A 20,348-nucleotide genomic window follows, 5' to 3' on the forward strand; every position below is an offset into this window, starting at 1 on the left:
ATAAATAGAAAGGAATATCAAACCATGAAAACATTACAGGATCATATTGATAAATTAAACAAACTGAATTTCAAAGAAATGTATGAAAACGACTTCTTTCTGACCTGGGAAAAGACAGATGATGAACTGGAAGCTGTATTTACCCTGGCAGACGCTCTGCGTTTTATGCGCCAGAACAATATTTCCACAAAAGTTTTTGAGAGCGGCCTTGGCATCTCCCTGTTCCGTGACAACTCCACACGTACCCGTTTCTCCTTCGCCTCTGCCTGCAACCTGCTGGGTCTGGAAGTACAGGACTTAGACGAGGGCAAATCCCAGATCGCACATGGGGAAACCGTACGTGAGACAGCTAACATGATCTCCTTCATGGCTGATGTGATCGGTATCCGTGATGATATGTACATCGGAAAAGGAAATGCTTACATGCATCAGGTTTCCGATTCTGTGAAAGAAGGCTACGAGGACGGCATCCTGGAACAGCGTCCCACACTTGTAAACCTTCAGTGTGACATTGACCATCCTACTCAGTGTATGGCTGATATGCTCCACATCATCCACGAGTTCGGCGGAGTGGAGAACTTAAAGAGCAAAAAACTTGCCATGACATGGGCTTACTCTCCTTCATACGGCAAACCTCTGTCTGTTCCTCAGGGCGTTATTGGTCTGATGACACGTTTCGGCATGGAAGTGGTGCTGGCTCATCCGGAAGGATATGAAGTTATGCCTGAAGTTGAGGAAGTGGCTAAGAAAAATGCAGAAAAGACAGGCGGCAGCTTCAAACGCACCAATAGTATGGAAGAGGCATTCAAGGATGCTGATATTGTATATCCAAAGAGCTGGGCACCCTTTGCAGCTATGGAAGAGAGAACCGATTTATACGGAAAAGGCGATTTTGCAGGTATTGATAAATTGGAGAAAGAGCTTCTGGCACAGAATGCACAGCACAAAGACTGGGCCTGCACCGAAGATCTGATGAAGACCACAAAGGACGGCAAAGCTCTCTATCTGCATTGCCTGCCTGCTGATATCACAGGGCTGAGCTGTGAATCCGGTGAGGTGGACGCCTCTGTATTTGACCGTTACCGCACACCGCTTTACAAGGAAGCCAGCTTCAAACCATACATTATTGCTGCCATGATCATGCTCAGCAAATTTGATGACCCGGCTAAAGTTTTAAAGAAACTGGAAGAACGTGACCAGCCGCGCAAATTCAAATAATATAAGATACGCATTCATGTAAGAACAGGGGGTTTTTACTTTGCAGAAACATAAAATCGTCATCGCTCTGGGCGGCAATGCCCTGGGCAATACGCTTCCGGAACAGATGGCCGCCGTAAAAGTAACGGCAAAGGCCATCGTGGACCTGATTGAAGAAGGCCACCAGGTTATCGTCACACACGGTAACGGACCACAGGTGGGAATGATCAACAATGCCATGGCTGCCCTTTCCAGGGAAGATACCACACAGCCCAACACTCCGCTTTCCGTCTGTGTTGCAATGAGCCAGGCATATATTGGATATGACCTGCAGAACGCTCTGCGGGAGGAACTGCTGAACCGTGGAATTGACAATATTCCGGTATCCACCATGGTGACACAGGTGCGTGTCAATGAAGATGACCCGGCATTTTCTAACCCTTCCAAACCCATCGGAAAATTTTTAGGTGAGGAGGAAGCCAAGGTCATTGCAGAAAAATACGGCCACATTATGCGTGAGGATGCAGGCAGAGGCTGGCGCCGCTTCGTCGCCTCCCCGAAACCTCAGGAGATTGTGGAGATCGGTGCTATCCGCTCCTTAGTGGACTCCGGCGAAGTTGTGATCGCCTGCGGCGGCGGCGGAATTCCCGTCACCCTGAAAGGAAATCATCTGAAGGGTGCCAGCGCTGTCATTGACAAGGATTTTGCAAGCTGCCTTCTGGCTAAGGAGCTGGACGCGGATTATCTCATCATCCTGACAGCCGTTGAAAAAGCAGCCATCAATTTCGGCAAAGAGGATGAGACATGGCTGTCTGCCATATCCACATCCGAGGCTGAAAAATACGCCCGGGAAGGCCAATTCGCTCCCGGCTCCATGCTTCCCAAAGTGGAGGCAGCCATTGATTTTGCCTCCTCAAAGCCGGGAAGGAAAGCCCTGATCACGCTCCTTCAAAAGGCAAAGGATGGAATTGAAGGCAAGACAGGAACTGTTGTATGCAATAAACTATAAAAATAGTATAGAAATACCCGGCAGGCCCATCTCCGCTTTGAGTCTGCCGGGTATTTTATTAAAATTGCAGGACTAAATTTCAGTCTGAAAAAACGCGCTGTCTTTTGTATATAATGCCGAAAATTTGAGAATAGCGTTAGAATACTTGTTCTCTTCATAAAAGCATAGTATAATAATTTAATCTTGCAATAAACAATTTCGGTATCGCCTCTTCTACATCATATACTTTCCAATAACTCATTTTGTCTTTCTTGTATTATCCAAATAAGACATAAAATGAATATATTTATCCAGGCAGCCGAACAGGCGGCTCTCTATCCCGTTCCGAGTTTTGCGGAAAGGGGTGTTGTTTATGTACATGACATATGGTGATTTCTTTACCTCTATCATTATGATAACAGGTATCATAGCACTGGTGGTTCAAATACATAAAAAATAGCCGTCCTGCTCCCGCCAAAGAATAGAACGACTATTTTACTATACTAATTTGCCGGGACGGGTATTGTGCATCTACCTGTCGGCTGCTTCGATGAATATATTATACGGCTGTATTTAAAAAAAGTCAATAAAATACTTTAACTCCTTTGCTTTTCCTGGACATATGGCAGCACCCAGGTCACGTGCGGAATATCTAATATCTAATGATTCAGGCGAAAACTCCCCTGGTCATGGCAGCACCCAGGTCACGTGCGGAATATCCAGTATCTACTGATTCAGGTGAAAACTCCCCTGGACATGGCAGTACCCAGGGGAGTGATCATAATAAATCTATATAGGCTGATGTTCCTGTATCATAACATGGAAAAACTCACTTTCACTTATTAACTACATTGATTGGAGCACCGTCTGTAAATGCTTTTAAATCTTCCACTGCAATATCCATAAGCCTCTGTCTGGACTCTTTGGGGGCCCAGGAAATATGAGGTGTAATTATGCAGTTCCTGGCCTGCAAAAGGGGATTGTCCCCTCTGATGGGTTCCGTGGATACTACATCCAGTCCGGCTCCGGCAACTTTACCGCTGTTCAATGCATCTCTCAAATCTTCCTCCACGATCAGCGGCCCTCTGGAATTGTTGATAATGATCACGCCGTCCTTCATTTTTGCAATGCTCTCTTTATTCACCAGCCCCTGAGTGGATGGAAACAGCGGGCAGTGCAGGGCGATCACATCTGCCCGGGCAAATAATTCTTCTCTGGATACATAATGGGCAATCTCTCTTCCGCTGTCATTGGGGTACTCGTCATTGGCGATGACCTTCATTCCCAGGGCTTTTGCAATACGCCCTGTAGCCTGTCCAATCCTACCGAATCCAACGATCCCCATGGTCTTATCAGCCAGTTCAATCAGCGGATAATCCCAGAAGCACCAGTCAGAGTTCTTTTCCCATCTTCCCTCATGGACTGCTTTGTCATGATGGCCGATATGATGGCAGATTTCCAGCAGCAGAGCAATGGCAAACTGTCCCACCGCGGCGGTACCGTATGTTGGAATGTTGCAGACAGGAATGCCTCTCTCCCTGGCAGTATCCACATCCACCACGTTATATCCTGTGGCAAGGACTCCCACATATCTGATGTTTCTGCAGGCATCAAACACTTCTTTGGGAAGGGGTGTTTTATTGGTGATAACAGCATCCGCATCACCAATCCTGTCAATCACCTCCTGCATATCTGTGAGGGATGTGCGGTCATAAACCGTCAGCTCTCCCAGTGCTTCCATATCTCCCCAGGATAAATCTCCGGGGTTTTCCGTATAACCGTCTAACACAACAATTTTCATTCTCTTTTTATCCTTTCTGCAAAAGCTTTTAATTCCTGTTAAATCTGCGGATTCTCCGGATGCAGCATGGTTGCAATGACCTTGTCCAGCACTTCGTCTTTCCAGATATCTTTCCAGTTTTCCCTCATTACCAGACGGCTGCCCAGTCCGATCGCTACCTTGCACGCATCCGATACGGGTGGTTTTCCGGGAATGTATCCCAGGAAGTTGGCGGACAGATTGTAAATATGGCCGGTGAGAAAAGACACTGCCGCCTCTTTAGGTATTCCCCGTTTTACTGCTTCCTCCACCGTCTCTGCCATGGCGTACAGGCAGGTGGCTCCCAGCAGCTCCACAAGTGTGGGCTCTAAAAATGCAATCTGTTCAGAGGACATAACATACGCGTGTTCCACCGGCGCATACATCTGTTTTGCAACCTCCACGCACTGCGCAAACCGGTCATCCTTCCCCTGGATCTTAGACATGACAATATCCTGTTTTCCGCCCATACCGCCAAAACGGTCCTGCCGTGCCTCAAAGGTGTCCTGATCCAGAAAATAAGATGGATGGCAGGGATGGGCCACGCCAAAGGTACAATCATCTCTCAGTGTCAATTCCCTAGCAACTGCCGCCGCCGGGTCCAGAATGATAAATCCGGTTCCAGGTTTTAACTGGGGCACATAGATAGCCGAGAGCTTTCCGATCAGGGTATCCGGTACGGCAAATACCACCACATCAGCTTTTGTAAGGGCCTCCTCCACTGGAGTCGGCTCAAAGCCACGTTCTTTGATGCTCTTTATTCCGGCATCTGTGGCCTCCACCAGAAGCAGTTCAAACGCATCCGGTTTTTTTGCCAGATTGTTGCTTGTCCTTGTTCCCATTTTACCGCCTGCACCAATCACACTTACTACGATCTTACTCATGTTTTTCCTCTTTTCCAATTATTCCATTATCACTATACCAATGGTTGTTATAAATTTTCTTTTACCGTTTTTGCAATATTCTCCGGTGAGAATCCGTAAAAATCCGCCAGTTCTTTTGCAGGGCCAGATTCTCCGAAGGTGGTAAGCCCCATACGTATTACAAATTTCGGTGCATATTCTGTTGCCAGCTTGCTTATGTATGCCCCCAGACCGCCGTTCACATTATGATCTTCCACAGTCACGATCTTTTTCGCTTTTTTGATCGCTTCCACTATTTTCTCCGGGTTCTTTCCATATAAAATGTTGATATCTCCCACTGTCACATTCACACCCTGTTCCTTTAGCAGGTCCGCCGCGGCCAGAACACGTTCCAGTACAAAACCGCTGGACAAAAGGAGTGTGTCATCTCCGTATTCTCTCAGGATAGTAATTCCCTCCGGGGAGAATGGTGCGTCTTTTTCGTACACATTTGCCTCTCTTCCGCTTCCGGCCCTGACATATACCGGCCCGTTGATCTCTGCTGCCATCTGTACCGCTTTATATGTCTGATATCCATCCGCCGGTGTCAGGATCGTATAATTCGGTATATTGGAGAGAATCCCCAGGTCCTCATAAAACTGATGGGTAACCCCCTCTCTCTCCCCTCCCAGAAGCCCGGAGTTGATGCCCACAAACTTTACATTCAGGTTGGGATATGCCACAAATGTCCGCATCTGTTCACAGGCGCGCATGGTCATAAATCCCGCGTAAGTGCCTACAAACGGGGTTAATCCTGCTGCCGCCAGTCCTGCCGCCGTATCCACTGCATTCTGCTCGGATATCCCCACCTCCACATACTGGTCAGGATACAGTTCTGCAAACTTTGTGGCACGCATTGCTTTTAATGAGTCAGGTGAAACAAACATGATTTTATGGTCATTTGCTGCCAGATCAATAAGTGCAGCAGCAAAGGCCTCTCTCGTCCCCTTAAATTCTGCCATTATTCCATACCTCCTAATTCTCTTACCGCCTGCTGGTACTGTTCTTCTGTTGGTACTCCCTTATGCCATGCATTGTTATTTTCCATGAAAGAAAGTCCTTTTCCTTTCACACAGTCACATACGATCACACTTGGTTTTCCCTTTGCTCCCTTCGCTTTTGCGACGGCTGCCTTGATCGCGTCAAAATCGTGCCCGTCAATCTCCTGCGCGTCCCACCGGAAAGCCTCAAAGCGCTCTTTTATATTATTGGAGCCAATGGTATCCTGCACAGAGGCACCGCTCTGCCATCCGTTTTTGTCCACAAATACGATCAGATTGTCCAGTTTATGGGCTGCTGCGGAATTTATACCCTCCCAGCATACTCCCTCCTGAAGCTCCCCGTCTCCGGCAATGGCATATACATAGTAATCCTTCTTTCTATATTTACCGGCCATAGCCATGCCTCCGGCAATAGAAATGCCATTTCCCAGGGATCCGGATGTCATATCAACACCCTTTGTCTTGTTCATAACCGGGTGTCCCTGGAATCTGCTTCCCAGTGCTCTCAGCTTGAAGTCCTCTATTTTTTCTCCAAAATATCCTTTTTCTGACAATGCCGCATAATAAATGGGGCAGGCATGGCCTTTTGACAGGATAAAACGGTCTCTGTCCTCCCAATCCGGGTTTTCAGGGTCCACTCTCATCACATCAAAGAAAAGTGCTGCCATAATATCTGCAATGGACAGTGCGGGTCCAGGATGTCCGTCCTTCCCTCTGTATACCATATCCACGGCTGTCATCCTAAGATGATCAGCCACCTGTTTCAGTTCTGCGCTATTCATGCTAAAACCTCCTTAAATTTTATATATTTATAAGTTACGATCAAACTCCCATAATGCCGGGAAGCCAGGTGATGATTGCCGGAATAAAAGTCATGACCAGCAGGGCTGCCACTTCTATACACAGGTACGGCATGATCCGTTTGCTGATCTTACCTATACTGGTATCGGCAATACCCGAAGCGACAAAAAGATTCACTGCCATCGGCGGTGTTATCATACCGATGGAGGTATTGATAATAATGATGATACCTAATGCAATTGGTGATAATCCCAGTGACGCTGCAATCGGCAGCAAAATAGGAGTCACCAGCAGAATGATGGACTGTGTTTCCAGGAAACATCCCAGGAACAGCAGGATCACATTGATCATCAGCAGTAATGCCACCTTATTGGTGAACAGTCCCAGTACGCTGGATGCAATGAAAGTTGGAATATTCTGGTTGGTCATAAACCATGCAAAGGGCGCTGACATGCTGACTACAAATAATACAACGGCTGAACTCACGGTTGACTTACGGAAAATTTCATAAATGTCTTTTATGGTCAGCTCTTTATATACAAATACGCTTATGATAAATGCATAGACACAGGCCACCGCCGCAGATTCCGTTGGTGTGAACAAGCCGCCATAAATGCCGCCCAGAATGATGACCGGCATAAAAATCGCTAGAAGTGCCTCTTTAAAAGAGTGGGCAAAAGCTCTGAGTGAAACTTTGCTGTTCTCCGCAGCATCGTATTTTTTGCAGATGACAATATTGGTGGCGATCAGCACTGCCGCAAGCAGAAGCCCCGGAATGACACCTGCCATGAACATGGTCCCCACAGATACAGAGGCCGTCACCGCGTAAGTTACCATGGGAATACTGGGCGGAATGACAACTCCCAGGGTTCCGCCGGAGGCCGCCACGGCTGCCGCCACGTCATCCGGATATCCTTTCTCCTTCATCCGTGGAACCGTGATACCGCCGATGGCGGCTACGGTTGCAGGATTGGAACCGGAGATAGCTCCAAAGAACGCGGAGGCGGCCACTGTGATACAAGACAGGCGGCCCGGAATCCTTCGCATTAAAATCTCAATAAAATCTATGAGCCGTTTGGAAATTCCGCCTTTTTCCATAATATTACCCGCTAGTATAAAGAACGGAACCGCCATCAGGGTAAAATTATCCGCCTGGGTAAACATTCTCTGTGCAACCGCTGGAAGCAGATTGAAATTCCCGCTGGCGACAATCGCCACACATACCGCAATACCCAGACAGATGGCAATGGGAATACCCAGAAACAGCATGACAAACAAAACTCCGAACAACATTCCTATGATCATTCTTTCTTTTCCTCCTTTTGCCCAATCTCTTCTGTTTTCTCTTTTTGTGTAACCTTCACAAATGTATTCCACGCATAACAGAGGGCCATCAGAATCAGTCCCAGAGGAATGGACAGATACATGATCCACATAGGCCAGCGCAGACTCGGCGTAACCTGCCCGCTTGCCGTCTGCTTCTGCAAAATGGTCACCCCGTAATAGGAGGCAAAGAAACTAAATGCAACTACCAGTACCGAATCCAGTATGTATATCACCTTCAGCACCGTTTTAGAGCAAAACAGCTCCAAAGCTTCCACGCAGAAATGCTCTCCATTGCACGCCGCAACGCCAATCCCCAGAAAGATCACCCAGATCATACAGTATCTTGCAAGTTCTTCTGCCCATGGAATCACAAACAAACCAGTGAAACGCGCAACCGTGGCAACAAAGATAACTGCGCACATGAGGATCATTAACACAACCAGAAGCACTTCTTCCGCCTTTTTAAGTCCGTTAAACAGCTTTTCCAAAATGTCCACTCCTTCTATATTAATTAGATGACTGTATCTTTTCTACCAGTTCCTTGTTCAGCTTCAGGCTGTCTAACCGGTCGTATACAGCATTCGCTGCATCTTTCCACACCTCTTTATCCACTTCTGTAACCGTAACGCCTGCATCTTTCATATTTTCTATTGCTTCTTTATTATAGTTGCTGCTGTAATCCCTCTGATAATCCTTCGCTTCCTCCGCTGCTTTGTCGAAGGCCTCTTTCTGCTCGTCCGTAAATCCATCATAAGTGCTCTGGGCAATCATCAGCACACAGGGGGAATAAAAAATGTCAATCATGGAAACGTATTTCTGTACCTCATATACTTTTGCCGACTCAATGATGGCAATTGGATTTTCCTGTCCATCCACGGTTCCCTGCTGAAGGGCTGTGAATATTTCGCTCCAGGCCATTGGAGTTGCTGTTGCGCCTAATGACTGGTATGTTTCCATATGTACGCTGTTTTCCATGGTACGGATTTTCATGCCTTTTAGATCATCCGGTGTCTTTATTTCTTTTTTGTCATTGGTCACCTCACGGAACCCGTTTTCCCAGAAACCAACTCCTTTGATCCCCTGGCTGTCCAATTGCTGCAGAAGGGAAGTTCCCACTTCACCGTCCAGCACCTCATATGCATGTTCCTCATCCTCAAACAGGTAAGGAAGGTCCAGAACCGCAAAATCAGAGACAAAATTCGGTATGGGGCCTGTGGATATGAGACACATCTCCTGTACGCCCATTCCCACATTTTCCATCATATCTCTTTCGTTTCCCAACTGAGAGTTTGGATAAATATCAAGCGTCATCTCCCCGCTGCTGTATTCCTCCAGCAATTTCTGCATTTCCTGCAGGCCTTTTACATAATGGCCTTCCGGTGCTGTGGTGGTTCCCACCTTTAATCTCACTGTGGCACTGTCTGCCCCAAGCATGGTGTCTTCGCTTTTTGTCCCGCTGTCTGCTGTGCTGCCTGAGGCTTGTGCCGCAGAGGTATCAGTATTCCCTCCTCCGCTGCTGTTTCCGCATCCGGTCATAACTCCTGCCAATGTTATGGTCAGCAGAGCTGCCAAAATCTTGTTTTTCATAGTGAATCTCCTTTTCTCTCATTTCATTTGTCGTTCGTTAAACATCTGATGTTTTATGTATATCATTTATCGACTGATTTGTCAATAAAATTCCTTAATTTTTTTGTTTTATATGTGTATTTTGTTAAAATTATATAAATTTACCGAGGAAATATTATGCAAGATATCTTATATCTAATATTTGACGTATGATGTTTCTCCATGATAAGATATTAACAACTGCTAAATTATTTGAGACTCTTACTAATTTCTAACCGTTTGGAGGTGAATATTTGAGTAATTTATTTGAGGCCAGCAAGCGGGAATCTGCTGTCGATCTGGTTGTAAACAGTATCAAACAACTGTTAATGGAAAGAACATTAAAACCAGGGGATAAGCTTCCCAGCGAGTTGGAGATATCGGAGGAACTGCGCGTGAGCCGCGGTTCAGTCAGGGAGGCTATGAAGATCCTGTCTGCCTTCGGGCTGGTGGATATCCGGGTGGGAAACGGCACATATGTATGTGAAACCCCGGGAAATACCACCATGGATTCCCTTCTGTTCAGTTTCTTTATCTCCAATCCACAGATTGATGATCTGTACGAGTTCCGGCATATCTTTGAAATTGATATTCTCACCATGGTTCTGGAGCATTACGATGACAATGGAAAAGAGCGGAAAGCGCTTCGGGAGAATTTAGAGCAGTTAGAGTGTCTGATGGCTGTCGCTGACTCCGGCAGAAAACTGTCAGAAAATGACCTGGAATTTCACAGACTTTTAGGTCAGGCTTCCAAAAATCTGCTGGCTGAACGGGTTTATAATTTCATCATAGACTTTATGGAGCCTTCCATTGCCGCAACCCATAAAGGACGCAGCGGCGAAATTGTTTATGAACTTCATCGTGATATTGTGGATTTGATCGAATCCAGGGATGCCGGCAGGATTGATGAGGTTATCACCAATTCCGTGGATACCTGGTCCATCCTACAGCCATCCTCAGCCATGAATCTCTGGGGAGAATAAAGAAAAATACCTGGCGGAATATTATCTGAGACTGGCAGCAAATAACGATTTCCATTCATTTGTTTGACGTTTTATCTTTTTTTTGATAGTATTAGAATAAATAAATGATAATCGGAGTGGTAGAAAATATGAGTAATTTATTTGAGGCCAGCAAGCGCGAGTCCGCTGTAGATATAGTTGTAAACAGCATCAAACAGCTATTGATGGAAAGGCGTCTGAAACCGGGAGATAAGCTTCCCAATGAACTGGAAATTTCCGAGGGTTTAGGCGTCAGCCGCGGCTCCGTAAGGGAAGCTATGAAAATCCTCTCAGCGTTCGGACTGGTAGATATTCGGGTAGGAAACGGGACCTATGTGTGTGAAACACCAGGAAACGAATTGATTGATTCCCTTCTGTTCAGTTTTTTTGTATCCAACCCTGACATTTCCAATCTCTATGAGTTTCGGAAAATCTTTGAAACTGATATTCTCCAACTGGTTCTGGAGCATTACGAAGAGAATGCCGTGGAACGCAAAAAACTTGCGGAAAACCTGGAAGAACTAAAGACACTGATCGACAATGGAGCTGCCCAGTCCAAGATAACAGAAAATGACCTGGATTTTCACCGTCTCCTGGGCCTGGCCTGCCATAACCAGATCGCTGCCAGGATATATGCTTTTGTCATGGACTTTATGCAGGCATCCATTACCAATACCCATAAGCACCAGAACGGCGAGTATGTGTATCATACCCATATGGCGGTCTATGAAGTGATCGAGAACAGGGACAGAGACAGGATTGACGAGGTTGTGGACAGGACGGTGGAAGTTTGGTTTAAGCTTCAGGATTAAAAAATCCCCTCTATGATGAACTTATACTCATAGAGGGGATTCTTATGTCATACTTTATCTTTTAAATACCCCGGACGGTTTTCACTTTCCCTCAAAACAACAAAAAAACCCTTGAAAATTCAAGGGTTTCCATCGAGCTGCCTAGCGGATTTGAACCGCCGACCTCCGCCTTACCAAGGCGACGCTCTACCAACTGAGCCAAGGCAGCATTCCTTGTGATGCGCTGTGTAACTCGTCATCACAATTAAGAATTTTATCAAAAGTTGTGTCAAATGTCAAGATATTTTTGAAAACTTTTTAATTTTTTTGTCGTATCCAGTTACTGCTTCAGGAACCGGCCGCGGCGGCATAGGTTTCACCTGTCCCGCCGCCGCTACTTCTTCCATAGTCATACCAGAGACGAGAAAGGGATTAATGACCATTTTCATATCTTCTCCAACCTCTATGGTATGTCTAATGCTGATAGATCATAACTTTAACATGCTCAAAACAAGGAATTTTTTCTGTATTCTATGGCAAAACCGACTCCGCTTTATTTTTTATTTCCGCTGCAGTATCCCGCCTGGAAATCCATGACATTCCTGAGTCTCTGTCCCTGCATATACCGCTTCAGATTCTCAGTGCAGATATTCACCACCTTATCCAGGGTTTCCGGAAGATGATAAAAGCCGGATACATGAGGTGTTATAAATACATTGGGATAATCCCAAAGCCTGTGGTCTGCAGGAAGAGGCTCCGGCTTTGTCACATCCAGGGCCACGCCGGCCAGACGTCCCTCATCCAGCACATCACAGAGTTCCTCCGTACAGACTGCATCACCGCGCCCCCCGTTCAAAAAGAACGCATCCGGTTTCATGAGATGAAACATCTCTTTATTGAACAGACCTCTCGTCTCTGATGTACTTGGCAGAAAAGAAACCACCACATCCGCATGGGGAAGCAGTTCCCTGCAGTCCTTCATCAGATGCGGCTCATCAATATACTCCGGACAATTTCCGGGATTCTTCTTAACACCGATCACATAAGCTCCCAGGGCATGTGCCATCTTGGCGAAATGACGGCCGATATCCCCCATTCCAAAGATAAGCACTGTGGAATCCGCAATGGATGTCACCGTTCCGTGTTCGTCCCAGATATGCTTGTTCTGGCTGTCACGGTAGAGATGCAGCTTCTTCTGCATGGCCAGCAGCATGGTGAACATATGCTCTGATACTGTTTTTCCGTAGGCTCCATTGGATGTTGTGACAACTGTATTCTTATCCAGAATCCCTTCTCCGGCATAGGCATCAGCTCCCGCAGAGTTCAGCTGCAGCCACTCCAGTTTTTTGGAAGCCCCGATTATATCTGCCGGGACATTCCCCAGAATGATATCTGCTTCCTGCACCTGCTCCCTGCTCACCTCTTTGATGGAGGAATACACAAAACGGTTTCCCGGTGCCGCCTCCTCCAAAAGCTCTCTATGATCTTCTCTCACAGGTATTACTACCAGAATTGTTCTTTCCTTCATGTTGCTACCTCCCGTCTTTTCTGCTGTAACACTTTACTTCCCTCTATTTTAACAGGGCTGAGGATTTTCGTCAATCAGATGGAGTGTGGTATTGCCGATTCTATGGTTTTCCACAGAGTGCACCTTGACCCGTACGCCTGAAAATTCGCACTCAAACCGCTCGCCGTTCTTTGGTACCCTTCCGATAATACTGCAGATAAATCCGTTAAAGGTGTCGTAAGTGTCTATGGGAAGGTGGATCCCTAACGCTTCGGCAACGTCATCCAACGGTGCACAGCCCTGTATCTTCCACTCTTTCTCACCGATTTTCTCAATTTCCTTCGGCCGCAGCGGCTCCTCCGCTTCATAAAGCTCTCCCACAAGAGCTTCCATCAGGTCGTGAAGCGTAGCAATACCTGAAACACCGCCGTATTCATCAACCAGTACAGCAAAATATGTCCTGTTCTTTTTCATATTGGAAAAGAGCACATCTGCTTTCATTCCATCCGGCACAAACCACGCCTTATCCACAGCCTGCTCCATGACAGCCTCACGTGACCTGTCCTTCATGCGGAAATAGTCCCTGGTATCCAGGATTCCCACAATATCGTCACAGCTCTCACCGCACACCGGATAAAAAGAATGACGGCTGCGGCATATGGTGTCCTCCCATTCCTGCATATCATCCTCCAGATACAGGGCATCCACATCAATGCGGTGGGTACAGATCTGCTCCGCATCCATATCGTCAAAATCAAAAATATTCTGGATCATCTCATTTTCCTGGGTATCAATGGTTCCCTGGGCATTTCCTTCCATGAGAAGCATACGGATTTCCTCCTCAGAGACCTTCTCCTCCTCTTCCTCCGGATTGATACCCATAAGTTTCAAAATCAAGTTTGTGGAGACCGTCAGCAGAAATACCAGGGGCGCAAATGCTCTGGACACTGTATAGAGCATGCCCGACATGGACAGCGCCATGGAATCGGCCTTTTTCATGGCGATCCTTTTGGGTACCAGCTCACCAAATACCAGATTGAAATAAGCCAGTATCAGTGTGATCAGAAATACAGCTATGGATTTCAGCACTGATTCCGGTATGGACACCCCTGCGGCTATAAGCTTTCCTACCAATGGCCCGGCAAAATTTTCCGCAGCAAACGCACTTCCCAGCAGTCCGGCCAGCGTAATGGCAACCTGGATGGTGGCCAAAAACCTGGCGGGCTGTTCTGTCAGGGCGGATAGCCTCACAGCCCTTTTATCGCCTTCTGTTGTCAGCTTGCGCAGCCGTGTCTCATTCATGGAGATCACTGCGATCTCCGCACTGGCAAATGTAGCATTCAAAAAAATCAAAATAACTTGTAAAAGTATTGCTCCTATCATAACTCATATACCTCCTAAAATCGTACTATGGAATTTCCCCTCATGGAAGCGGGGTTTAAAAAAACACAAAAAGGCACAGTCTGTATCCGGATTTCTCCGTATACAGACCACGCCTTACTTATCCATAATACGACATGGGGCAGCTAATCTGCTATATGCACTATCACTATCGCCGCTATCCTCCATGTGCGCGATCACATCCTTTCACCTTATTGTATATTAAAATACCACCAAAATGAGCGCCTGTCAATGCTGTTTTTATAACCGTTCAGGACAAACACATGAGTGACTGTCTCTCCGATTCAGGTCTATCTGTTACCAGACAGCTCCTTGATGTAAAAGTCCATCAGTTACTCCCTTTGTTTTATATCTCCAAAAACCTCAAATTTTCATCCCTGGTAAATACCGGAATCTTATCTATAGGAGCTTCTGCTGTCACCCACCGGCCCCCCTCATACACCTTACCATCCAAAAGGGAATACCATGTTTCATCTTTTGGCAGGTATACTTTTCGGCTGTAAGTATCTTCATAGAGAACGGGGGCGACCAGCAAAGCGCCTCCATACATATACTGTTCTTTCAGTTCCCAGCAGACCGTATCCTGAGGGAATTCATAAAACATGGTTCTTATCACAGGTCTGCCCAGTGTATGTGCCTCTTCCATAAGATTCCTGGTGTATGAGCGAAGAGATTCCCGCAGTTTGATATAATGTTCAAATATGGGAGTATTCTCCTCACCAAAGCTCCATATTTCATTGTCTCCTCCGGTAAATAATGCCTCTGTACCATCCTTGTGGTATACATGCCTGTCTTCACATTCCCTGTCGCCGTGAAGGCGCATGACCGGACAGAAGGTCCCCCATTCAAACCATCGGATCAAAAGCTGTCTGAATGCCGGATCCTCTGGTCTTCCTCCTGAAAATCCACCGATATCCGTAGTCCACCAAGATATACCTGCAATTCCCATGTTAAGCCCTGCACATACCTGTCTGCGAAGTGTCTCCCAGTCACTGTGTATATCGCCGGACCATACAAGTGCACCATATCTCTGACTTCCGGCCCAGGCGCAGCGTACCAGATTTACTGTTTTTTCCTGCCCTTCTGCTCTCTGTCCCTCCCAGAATGTACGGGAGAACATCTGTGGGTAGATATTTCCTATACGCACGTTTGGTCCCATGTGATACCTGTAGTTATCAAAATCATAAACTGTATACTCCGGTTCCGCTTCATCAAGCCAAAACAGCCGTATGCCATGTTCATAGTAATTCTGTCTGCACTTTTCCCATACATAATCTCTCGCTTCCGGGTTCGTTGCATCAAAGAAAGTACTCTCACCTCCAAAACGCATAGCAATGGGCACACCTCTGTCCGTTTTTACCAGCAGCCCTTTCTCCTTCATCTCCTCATAATTCTCACTGTCCAGGGCAACCTGAGGCCACACAGAAACCATCAGCTCCATACCATAAGATTTTAATTCTTCCACCATGGCCTTCGGATCTGGGAAGAATTCTTCTTCAAATCGAAAGTCTCCCATCTTGGGCCAGTGGAAGAAATCGCACACCATCACATCTACAGGTATCTGTCTTCTGTGATATTCACGTGCCACAGACAAGAGCTGTTCCTGATTCCAGTACCGCAATTTACACTGCCAGAATCCCAGCCCGTACTCCGGCATCATAGGCACAGTTCCTGTAACCTTCGCATAAGACTGTTCCATCTCATCCGGAGAATCCCCTGCTGTGATCCAGTAATCCATCTGACGGGTACACTCCGCTGTCCAGCGTGTCTCATTTTTTGCAAATGTGACACGGCCCACTGCCGGGTTATGCCAGAGAAATCCATAACCCTGATCAGACAGAAGAAAAGGAACACTTGCCTGGGAATTTCTATGTGCTAATTCCAATGTACAGTTTTTAATATTAAGTACATCCTGTTGGTACTGCCCCATGCCATAGATCTTCTCCTGTTCTTTGGACGCAAAGCGGACTGTCAGCTTATAATCCCCTCCCAGTACAGGTTTGAATTCCCTGGCGTCCAGATTTAACGATCCCCCATCTTCCGCCTCTTCAAGGAGAAGTCTGCCATTCTGGTTGTAAAAACGTACCCGGCACCTCTTTGACCAATCTGATACTTGGAGACATGCAGTAATTTTTCCATTCGTAATACTTCCCGTCCATTCATCTGCCTCTATTTCCGGCTGTATACTTTTCCCGCATAATAAAGCATAGTCTGTGTCTTCCAGATTCCCCATCATAGTACTACGCACCCGCAGGGAGTTCTCCCCCCACGGTTCAATCTGCAGCAATTCCCCGTTCTGACGATACTGCAGTGTATTTCCCTGTCTGTAAATATATCTCATTCTGTTTCTCCTCCTGAAAAATCAACCCTTTACAGCGCCAATCATGACACCCTTTTCAAAATATTTCTGAATAAACGGATAAATGCACAATATTGGAATAGTAGATACAATAATCACACCAAATTTAATCTGGTCTGCATATTGCTGGGCATAACTTCCGGCACCCGCCACCGAACCTCCGCCTCCCTGAAACGCCTGATTGGACAGCAGAATATTTCTCAGTACCATCTGGAGAGGCTGCAGATAATCCTTGTTCAAGTATAACAGGGCAGTAAAGAAGTCATTCCAGTGCGCCACCATATAATAGAGAAACAAAACAGATATCACTGCTTTTGACAGAGGCAGCACAATGGTAGAAAAATACCTGAAATGCGAGCATCCGTCCAGCCGCGCCGCCTCATAGAGATCCTCCGGAATGGATGTCTCCATAAATGTTCTGGCAATGATCAGGTTATAGACACTCAGTGCAGTAGGCAGGATCATAGCCCAGGGAGTATCAATTAAATGCAGCGTTTTAACCATAAGATAGGTAGGAATCATTCCCCCGCTGAAATACATGGTAAAAACAAAAAGCGGCATAATAACTTTCCTGGGCTTAAAACTTGTTCTTGACAATACATATGCCGCAGGCAGTGTGATCAGCATGTTGACAACCGTTCCGCCGATAGAGTAGACAATAGTATTCAAATACCCTTTCCAGATACGGCTGTCACCGAAGATCTGTTCATATCCATAAAAATTTATCTTTTTAGGCAGCAAAAGTACTTTTCCCATATTCACCATTGTTGAATCACTGACAGAAGCAATAATGATAAAATATAAAGGATAGGCAACTGTGGCAAAAGCCAAAACCGCAATAAAAATCACAGTTATTTCAAATAATTTATCAGATACCGTTTTCTCTTTCCATTTTAAACGTTTGGTTTGTTTTGTATGCATTATAATCCACTCCTTTCTTACATCAAACTGATATCTGATTTTTTCCTGGCAATGCCATTCACAACCATAAGAACTACAAAATTGACCATAGTATTAAAGAGTCCTACCGCAGCGCCAAAACTAAACTGGCTGGATTTAATACCCACGTTGAACACATAAGTGGATATAACCTCCGAAATCCCTTTATTCAAACTGTTTTGCATCAAAAATGTTTTCTCGAACCCAACACTTAGAATATTACCCATATTCATTATCAGCAGAATAATAATAGTAGGTGCAATGGCCGGAAGTTCCACATAACGGACCAGCTGCCAGCGGTTTGCCCCGTCAATTTTTGCCGCATCATACAACTGCGTGTCTACAGAAGACAGAGCTGCTATGTAAATGATGCTGTTCCATCCGCTGGACTGCCAGATTCCCGACAGCACATAGAGAGGAATAAATTTGCCCGGATCCCCCAATATATTCGCATCCGGCCCAATAAGGTGCAATGCCTGCAAGGCATGGCTGATAAGTCCGGTTGTAGGGGAACAGAGAATATTCATCAGGGCAACCAACACAACTGTAGATATGAAATAGGGCATATAAATGGTTGTCTGTACTAATTTTTTACATTTGTTATTTTTAATCTGATTGATGACCAGTGCCAGCAAAATCGGAATGGGAAATCCGAAGACGATACTGGTCACTGCCAACAGAAACGTATTGCGGATTGTAGGCCAGAACATAGGGCTTTGAAAATACTGCTGGAAATATTTAAGTCCCGCCCAATCTCCCCCTGTTAATCCTTTTTGAAAATTAAAATCCCTGAATGCAAGCTGTATTCCATACATGGGGCCATAACAGAAAATGGCAATAAACAGGATTGCCGGCAAAATCATAACCCAAAGCTGCCAGTTTTTTTTCCATCCCCTTTGTAAACTATTCTTTGTTTTTTCCATCTATATCTCCTTTCCCGTCCATCTGGTTTTAGACAGCAAAATATTCTGCTGTCATGAAATTCAGCAGTGATACGCACATCAGGGCACGCATCACTGCTGTAAAAACCTTTCTGCTTATTTGAGTGATTTCAGATAATCATCATAAGCTTTCTGCCTGATTTCCAAATTCTGAATCATTCCTGCGCTGTTCAGGGATTCCACATAGGTCCCCCATTCTTTATCAATATCCCCTTTTCCCGTTACCCATCCTGCTGTCTGCTGTTCAAATATATTGATAATATTTGCCTGGTTCATGGCCAGAGTATTGGTATCCTCTTCACTGTATTTCATAAAAGTCTGGGGATACTCATTACTCTTTGAATCCACCTTGTCCCAATATTCTTCATAAACCTGTTTTTCCTCTGTGACGGTACGCATGTCTTCCCCCAGAGTAATATTCATTCCGTCTTTGATATAGTAAGGACCATTATCTGCAAAGGTTTTCGTCCATTTCCAGGAACCGGGATCCAGAGAGGAATCAGCCGGCGGAAGTACCTCATAAGAGCCGTCATCCTTTTTCTTGATTCCTTTATCTGTGTCGTTCATTCCTCCCCAAAGCACTTGAATACTCTCTTCCGGGTTATAGAAAGCATCAATAAATTTCATTGCTGCCTCTTTATTTTTACAGTCAGCACTCATAGCAACTGCATTCGGCTGATAATTCTGATAGTATTTGTCATTGATATACTTCACGTCATAGTCAGAATCTGCTGAATATGCCAGTGGTTTCATGGTGATATACTGGTCTTTTATTTCGTTGCCAAACCTGTCTCCGCTTTCCCAGCCCCAGGTAAATCCTACCTTCGCTTCTGTTCCGCTGCCTCTGGCTACGGACTGATACTTGGAATAATCCTGTGTAAATGCCTCCTTGCTGATCAATCCTTCATTATTCAGCTTCTGTAGATATTTCAGCAAGATCTTAAACCTGTCATCTGTAAAGTAACTTTTAATTCTGCCATCTTCTGCAAAATATCCGTCTGTTGCGTTGTTGGTAAGCTGTATCCCCAAACTTCCCAGAAGGATTTTTGGACTATACTCCCAGTTAAAGATATTGAAATCCATAGGAATTTCATCTGTGGTATCTCCATTGCCATTAGCATCTTCATTTTTAAACGCTAAGAGAACCTGCTCCAGTTCATCCCAGTTGGTAGGTACTTCCAATCCCAGATTATCCAGCCATTGCTTGTTAATAAACATACTGGCTGTGGAATAAGGCCATACACTCTTATAGGACGGTATTCCATAGATTTCTCCAGAAGTGGTGGTGGCAAGCTGTTTGATTTCAGGATGATCACTAAACATGGCCTGAATATTCGGAGCATGCTCTTCTATCAGTGGGGACATATCTTCAAATAACCCTTTATATTGTACATAATCGGAATCTGCAGTTCCTTTGAAAATCAAATCAGGGATATTTCCACTGGCGAACATTGCACTTTTCTTCTGATCCCAGTCTGCAGATATTTGTTCCCACTCAATCTCCACATTGCATTTTTCTTCCAACTCTTTCAGCCACTGCATGTCATTGACATCCTGGGTCAGTGAGTGTTTGCTGAACAACGCCGTCAGTTTCACCTTTCCATCAGCAGTTGTTTTTCCGGATTCCCCGTTGTCGCCTCCGCATCCTGCCAGCATTCCTGCTGCCATTGTTCCTGCCAGAAGCAGGGCTGCACACTGTCTTACCTTCATTCTAGTTCCTCCTTCTTGCCTGTCTGTAACTTCTTTCTTTTCTCACAGGCCGTTATATCA

The 20,348-nt window shown here is 45.7% G+C and carries 18 protein-coding genes and 1 tRNA gene; 4 read left to right on the forward strand and 15 right to left on the reverse strand.

All coding sequences use genetic code 11. The annotated features are described in order from the left end of the window. Window positions 1-24 precede the first annotated feature (24 nt). The gene (gene ygeW / locus A4V09_RS12650; protein ID WP_065542672.1) at window positions 25-1,218 is read left to right on the forward strand and encodes a knotted carbamoyltransferase YgeW; all 1,194 of its coding nucleotides are present in this window, start codon (window positions 25-27) and stop codon (window positions 1,216-1,218) included. A gap of 40 nt (window positions 1,219-1,258) precedes the next feature. Further along, window positions 1,259-2,206, forward strand: a complete 948-nt coding sequence (gene arcC / locus A4V09_RS12655) for a carbamate kinase (protein WP_065542673.1) — start codon at window positions 1,259-1,261, stop codon at window positions 2,204-2,206. A gap of 814 nt (window positions 2,207-3,020) precedes the next feature. Here arcC and A4V09_RS12660 read toward each other — a convergent pair. Genes A4V09_RS12660 through A4V09_RS12690 form a run of 7 tightly spaced genes read right to left on the reverse strand, consistent with a single transcriptional unit; the run spans window position 3,021 to window position 9,621 of the window. Then, window positions 3,021-3,986 carry a D-2-hydroxyacid dehydrogenase gene (locus A4V09_RS12660; protein WP_065542674.1) on the reverse strand — a complete coding sequence of 322 codons (966 nt, stop codon included), beginning with the start codon at window positions 3,984-3,986 and terminating at the stop codon, window positions 3,021-3,023. A gap of 38 nt (window positions 3,987-4,024) precedes the next feature. Next, window positions 4,025-4,888, reverse strand: coding sequence for a phosphogluconate dehydrogenase C-terminal domain-containing protein (locus A4V09_RS12665; protein ID WP_065542675.1), 864 nt, complete (start codon window positions 4,886-4,888; stop codon window positions 4,025-4,027). A gap of 47 nt (window positions 4,889-4,935) precedes the next feature. Then, window positions 4,936-5,868 carry a transketolase family protein gene (locus A4V09_RS12670; protein ID WP_065542676.1) on the reverse strand — a complete coding sequence of 311 codons (933 nt, stop codon included), beginning with the start codon at window positions 5,866-5,868 and terminating at the stop codon, window positions 4,936-4,938. Continuing rightward, window positions 5,868-6,689, reverse strand: a complete 822-nt coding sequence (locus A4V09_RS12675) for a transketolase (protein WP_065542677.1) — start codon at window positions 6,687-6,689, stop codon at window positions 5,868-5,870. The genes A4V09_RS12670 and A4V09_RS12675 overlap by 1 nt, the downstream gene beginning before the upstream one ends. Window positions 6,690-6,729: 40 nt before the next feature. Then, window positions 6,730-8,013 (reverse strand): TRAP transporter large permease, encoded by a 1,284-nt coding sequence (locus tag A4V09_RS12680; RefSeq protein WP_065542678.1) that lies wholly within the window; start codon window positions 8,011-8,013, stop codon window positions 6,730-6,732. Next, the gene (locus A4V09_RS12685) at window positions 8,010-8,522 is read right to left on the reverse strand and encodes a TRAP transporter small permease (protein ID WP_065542679.1); all 513 of its coding nucleotides are present in this window, start codon (window positions 8,520-8,522) and stop codon (window positions 8,010-8,012) included. Before A4V09_RS12685 ends, A4V09_RS12680 begins: the two co-directional genes overlap by 4 nt. 19 nt (window positions 8,523-8,541) lie before the next feature. Next, window positions 8,542-9,621, reverse strand: a complete 1,080-nt coding sequence (locus tag A4V09_RS12690; RefSeq protein ID WP_065542680.1) for a TRAP transporter substrate-binding protein — start codon at window positions 9,619-9,621, stop codon at window positions 8,542-8,544. A 272-nt stretch (window positions 9,622-9,893) separates the two neighbouring features. Between A4V09_RS12690 and A4V09_RS12695 the strand changes: the two genes are divergently transcribed. Both A4V09_RS12695 and A4V09_RS12700 read left to right on the forward strand, forming a co-directional pair. Then, window positions 9,894-10,622, forward strand: a complete 729-nt coding sequence (locus A4V09_RS12695; protein ID WP_065542681.1) for a FadR/GntR family transcriptional regulator — start codon at window positions 9,894-9,896, stop codon at window positions 10,620-10,622. Window positions 10,623-10,750: 128 nt separating this feature from the next. Beyond that, window positions 10,751-11,452 carry a FadR/GntR family transcriptional regulator gene (locus A4V09_RS12700; RefSeq protein WP_065542682.1) on the forward strand — a complete coding sequence of 234 codons (702 nt, stop codon included), beginning with the start codon at window positions 10,751-10,753 and terminating at the stop codon, window positions 11,450-11,452. Between the two features lie 135 nt (window positions 11,453-11,587). Here A4V09_RS12700 and A4V09_RS12705 read toward each other — a convergent pair. The 8 genes from A4V09_RS12705 to A4V09_RS12735 form a co-directional block, all read right to left on the reverse strand. After that, window positions 11,588-11,660, reverse strand: a tRNA-Thr gene (locus A4V09_RS12705). Window positions 11,661-11,727: 67 nt separating this feature from the next. Beyond that, the gene (locus A4V09_RS25385; protein ID WP_242963827.1) at window positions 11,728-11,880 is read right to left on the reverse strand and encodes a hypothetical protein; all 153 of its coding nucleotides are present in this window, start codon (window positions 11,878-11,880) and stop codon (window positions 11,728-11,730) included. A gap of 104 nt (window positions 11,881-11,984) precedes the next feature. Beyond that, the gene (locus tag A4V09_RS12710; RefSeq protein ID WP_065542683.1) at window positions 11,985-12,959 is read right to left on the reverse strand and encodes a D-2-hydroxyacid dehydrogenase; all 975 of its coding nucleotides are present in this window, start codon (window positions 12,957-12,959) and stop codon (window positions 11,985-11,987) included. Between the two features lie 48 nt (window positions 12,960-13,007). Then, window positions 13,008-14,321 carry a hemolysin family protein gene (locus A4V09_RS12715; protein ID WP_065542684.1) on the reverse strand — a complete coding sequence of 438 codons (1,314 nt, stop codon included), beginning with the start codon at window positions 14,319-14,321 and terminating at the stop codon, window positions 13,008-13,010. A 364-nt stretch (window positions 14,322-14,685) separates the two neighbouring features. After that, on the reverse strand, window positions 14,686-16,680 hold the full coding sequence (locus A4V09_RS12720; RefSeq protein WP_065542685.1) for a glycoside hydrolase family 31 protein: 1,995 nt from the start codon (window positions 16,678-16,680) through the stop codon (window positions 14,686-14,688). Between the two features lie 21 nt (window positions 16,681-16,701). After that, window positions 16,702-17,619 carry a carbohydrate ABC transporter permease gene (locus A4V09_RS12725; RefSeq protein WP_065542686.1) on the reverse strand — a complete coding sequence of 306 codons (918 nt, stop codon included), beginning with the start codon at window positions 17,617-17,619 and terminating at the stop codon, window positions 16,702-16,704. Between the two features lie 17 nt (window positions 17,620-17,636). Next, a complete protein-coding gene (locus A4V09_RS12730) occupies window positions 17,637-18,560 on the reverse strand; it encodes an ABC transporter permease (RefSeq protein WP_065542687.1) in 924 nt (307 codons plus the stop codon). A gap of 114 nt (window positions 18,561-18,674) precedes the next feature. Further along, on the reverse strand, window positions 18,675-20,288 hold the full coding sequence (locus A4V09_RS12735) for an extracellular solute-binding protein (protein ID WP_065542688.1): 1,614 nt from the start codon (window positions 20,286-20,288) through the stop codon (window positions 18,675-18,677). Window positions 20,289-20,348: the final 60 nt, after the last annotated feature.

Source organism: Blautia pseudococcoides, from assembly GCF_001689125.2.
Taxonomy (GTDB): domain Bacteria; phylum Bacillota; class Clostridia; order Lachnospirales; family Lachnospiraceae; genus Blautia; species Blautia pseudococcoides.

Bases quoted from the DNA above. Each gene is read 5' to 3' on its own strand.
- A4V09_RS12725 (WP_065542686.1), bottom strand. From the start codon at position 17,619: ATGCATACAAAACAAACCAAACGTTTAAAATGGAAAGAGAAAACGGTA.
- A4V09_RS12710 (WP_065542683.1), bottom strand. From the start codon at position 12,959: ATGAAGGAAAGAACAATTCTGGTAGTAATACCTGTGAGAGAAGATCAT.
- A4V09_RS12715 (WP_065542684.1), bottom strand. From the start codon at position 14,321: ATGATAGGAGCAATACTTTTACAAGTTATTTTGATTTTTTTGAATGCT.
- A4V09_RS12670 (WP_065542676.1), bottom strand. From the start codon at position 5,868: ATGGCAGAATTTAAGGGGACGAGAGAGGCCTTTGCTGCTGCACTTATT.
- A4V09_RS25385 (WP_242963827.1), bottom strand. From the start codon at position 11,880: ATGAAAATGGTCATTAATCCCTTTCTCGTCTCTGGTATGACTATGGAA.
- A4V09_RS12735 (WP_065542688.1), bottom strand. From the start codon at position 20,288: ATGAAGGTAAGACAGTGTGCAGCCCTGCTTCTGGCAGGAACAATGGCA.
- A4V09_RS12700 (WP_065542682.1), top strand. From the start codon at position 10,751: ATGAGTAATTTATTTGAGGCCAGCAAGCGCGAGTCCGCTGTAGATATA.
- A4V09_RS12690 (WP_065542680.1), bottom strand. From the start codon at position 9,621: ATGAAAAACAAGATTTTGGCAGCTCTGCTGACCATAACATTGGCAGGA.
- A4V09_RS12675 (WP_065542677.1), bottom strand. From the start codon at position 6,689: ATGAATAGCGCAGAACTGAAACAGGTGGCTGATCATCTTAGGATGACA.
- A4V09_RS12720 (WP_065542685.1), bottom strand. From the start codon at position 16,680: ATGAGATATATTTACAGACAGGGAAATACACTGCAGTATCGTCAGAAC.
- A4V09_RS12730 (WP_065542687.1), bottom strand. From the start codon at position 18,560: ATGGAAAAAACAAAGAATAGTTTACAAAGGGGATGGAAAAAAAACTGG.
- A4V09_RS12660 (WP_065542674.1), bottom strand. From the start codon at position 3,986: ATGAAAATTGTTGTGTTAGACGGTTATACGGAAAACCCCGGAGATTTA.
- ygeW (WP_065542672.1), top strand. From the start codon at position 25: ATGAAAACATTACAGGATCATATTGATAAATTAAACAAACTGAATTTC.
- A4V09_RS12665 (WP_065542675.1), bottom strand. From the start codon at position 4,888: ATGAGTAAGATCGTAGTAAGTGTGATTGGTGCAGGCGGTAAAATGGGA.
- A4V09_RS12680 (WP_065542678.1), bottom strand. From the start codon at position 8,013: ATGATCATAGGAATGTTGTTCGGAGTTTTGTTTGTCATGCTGTTTCTG.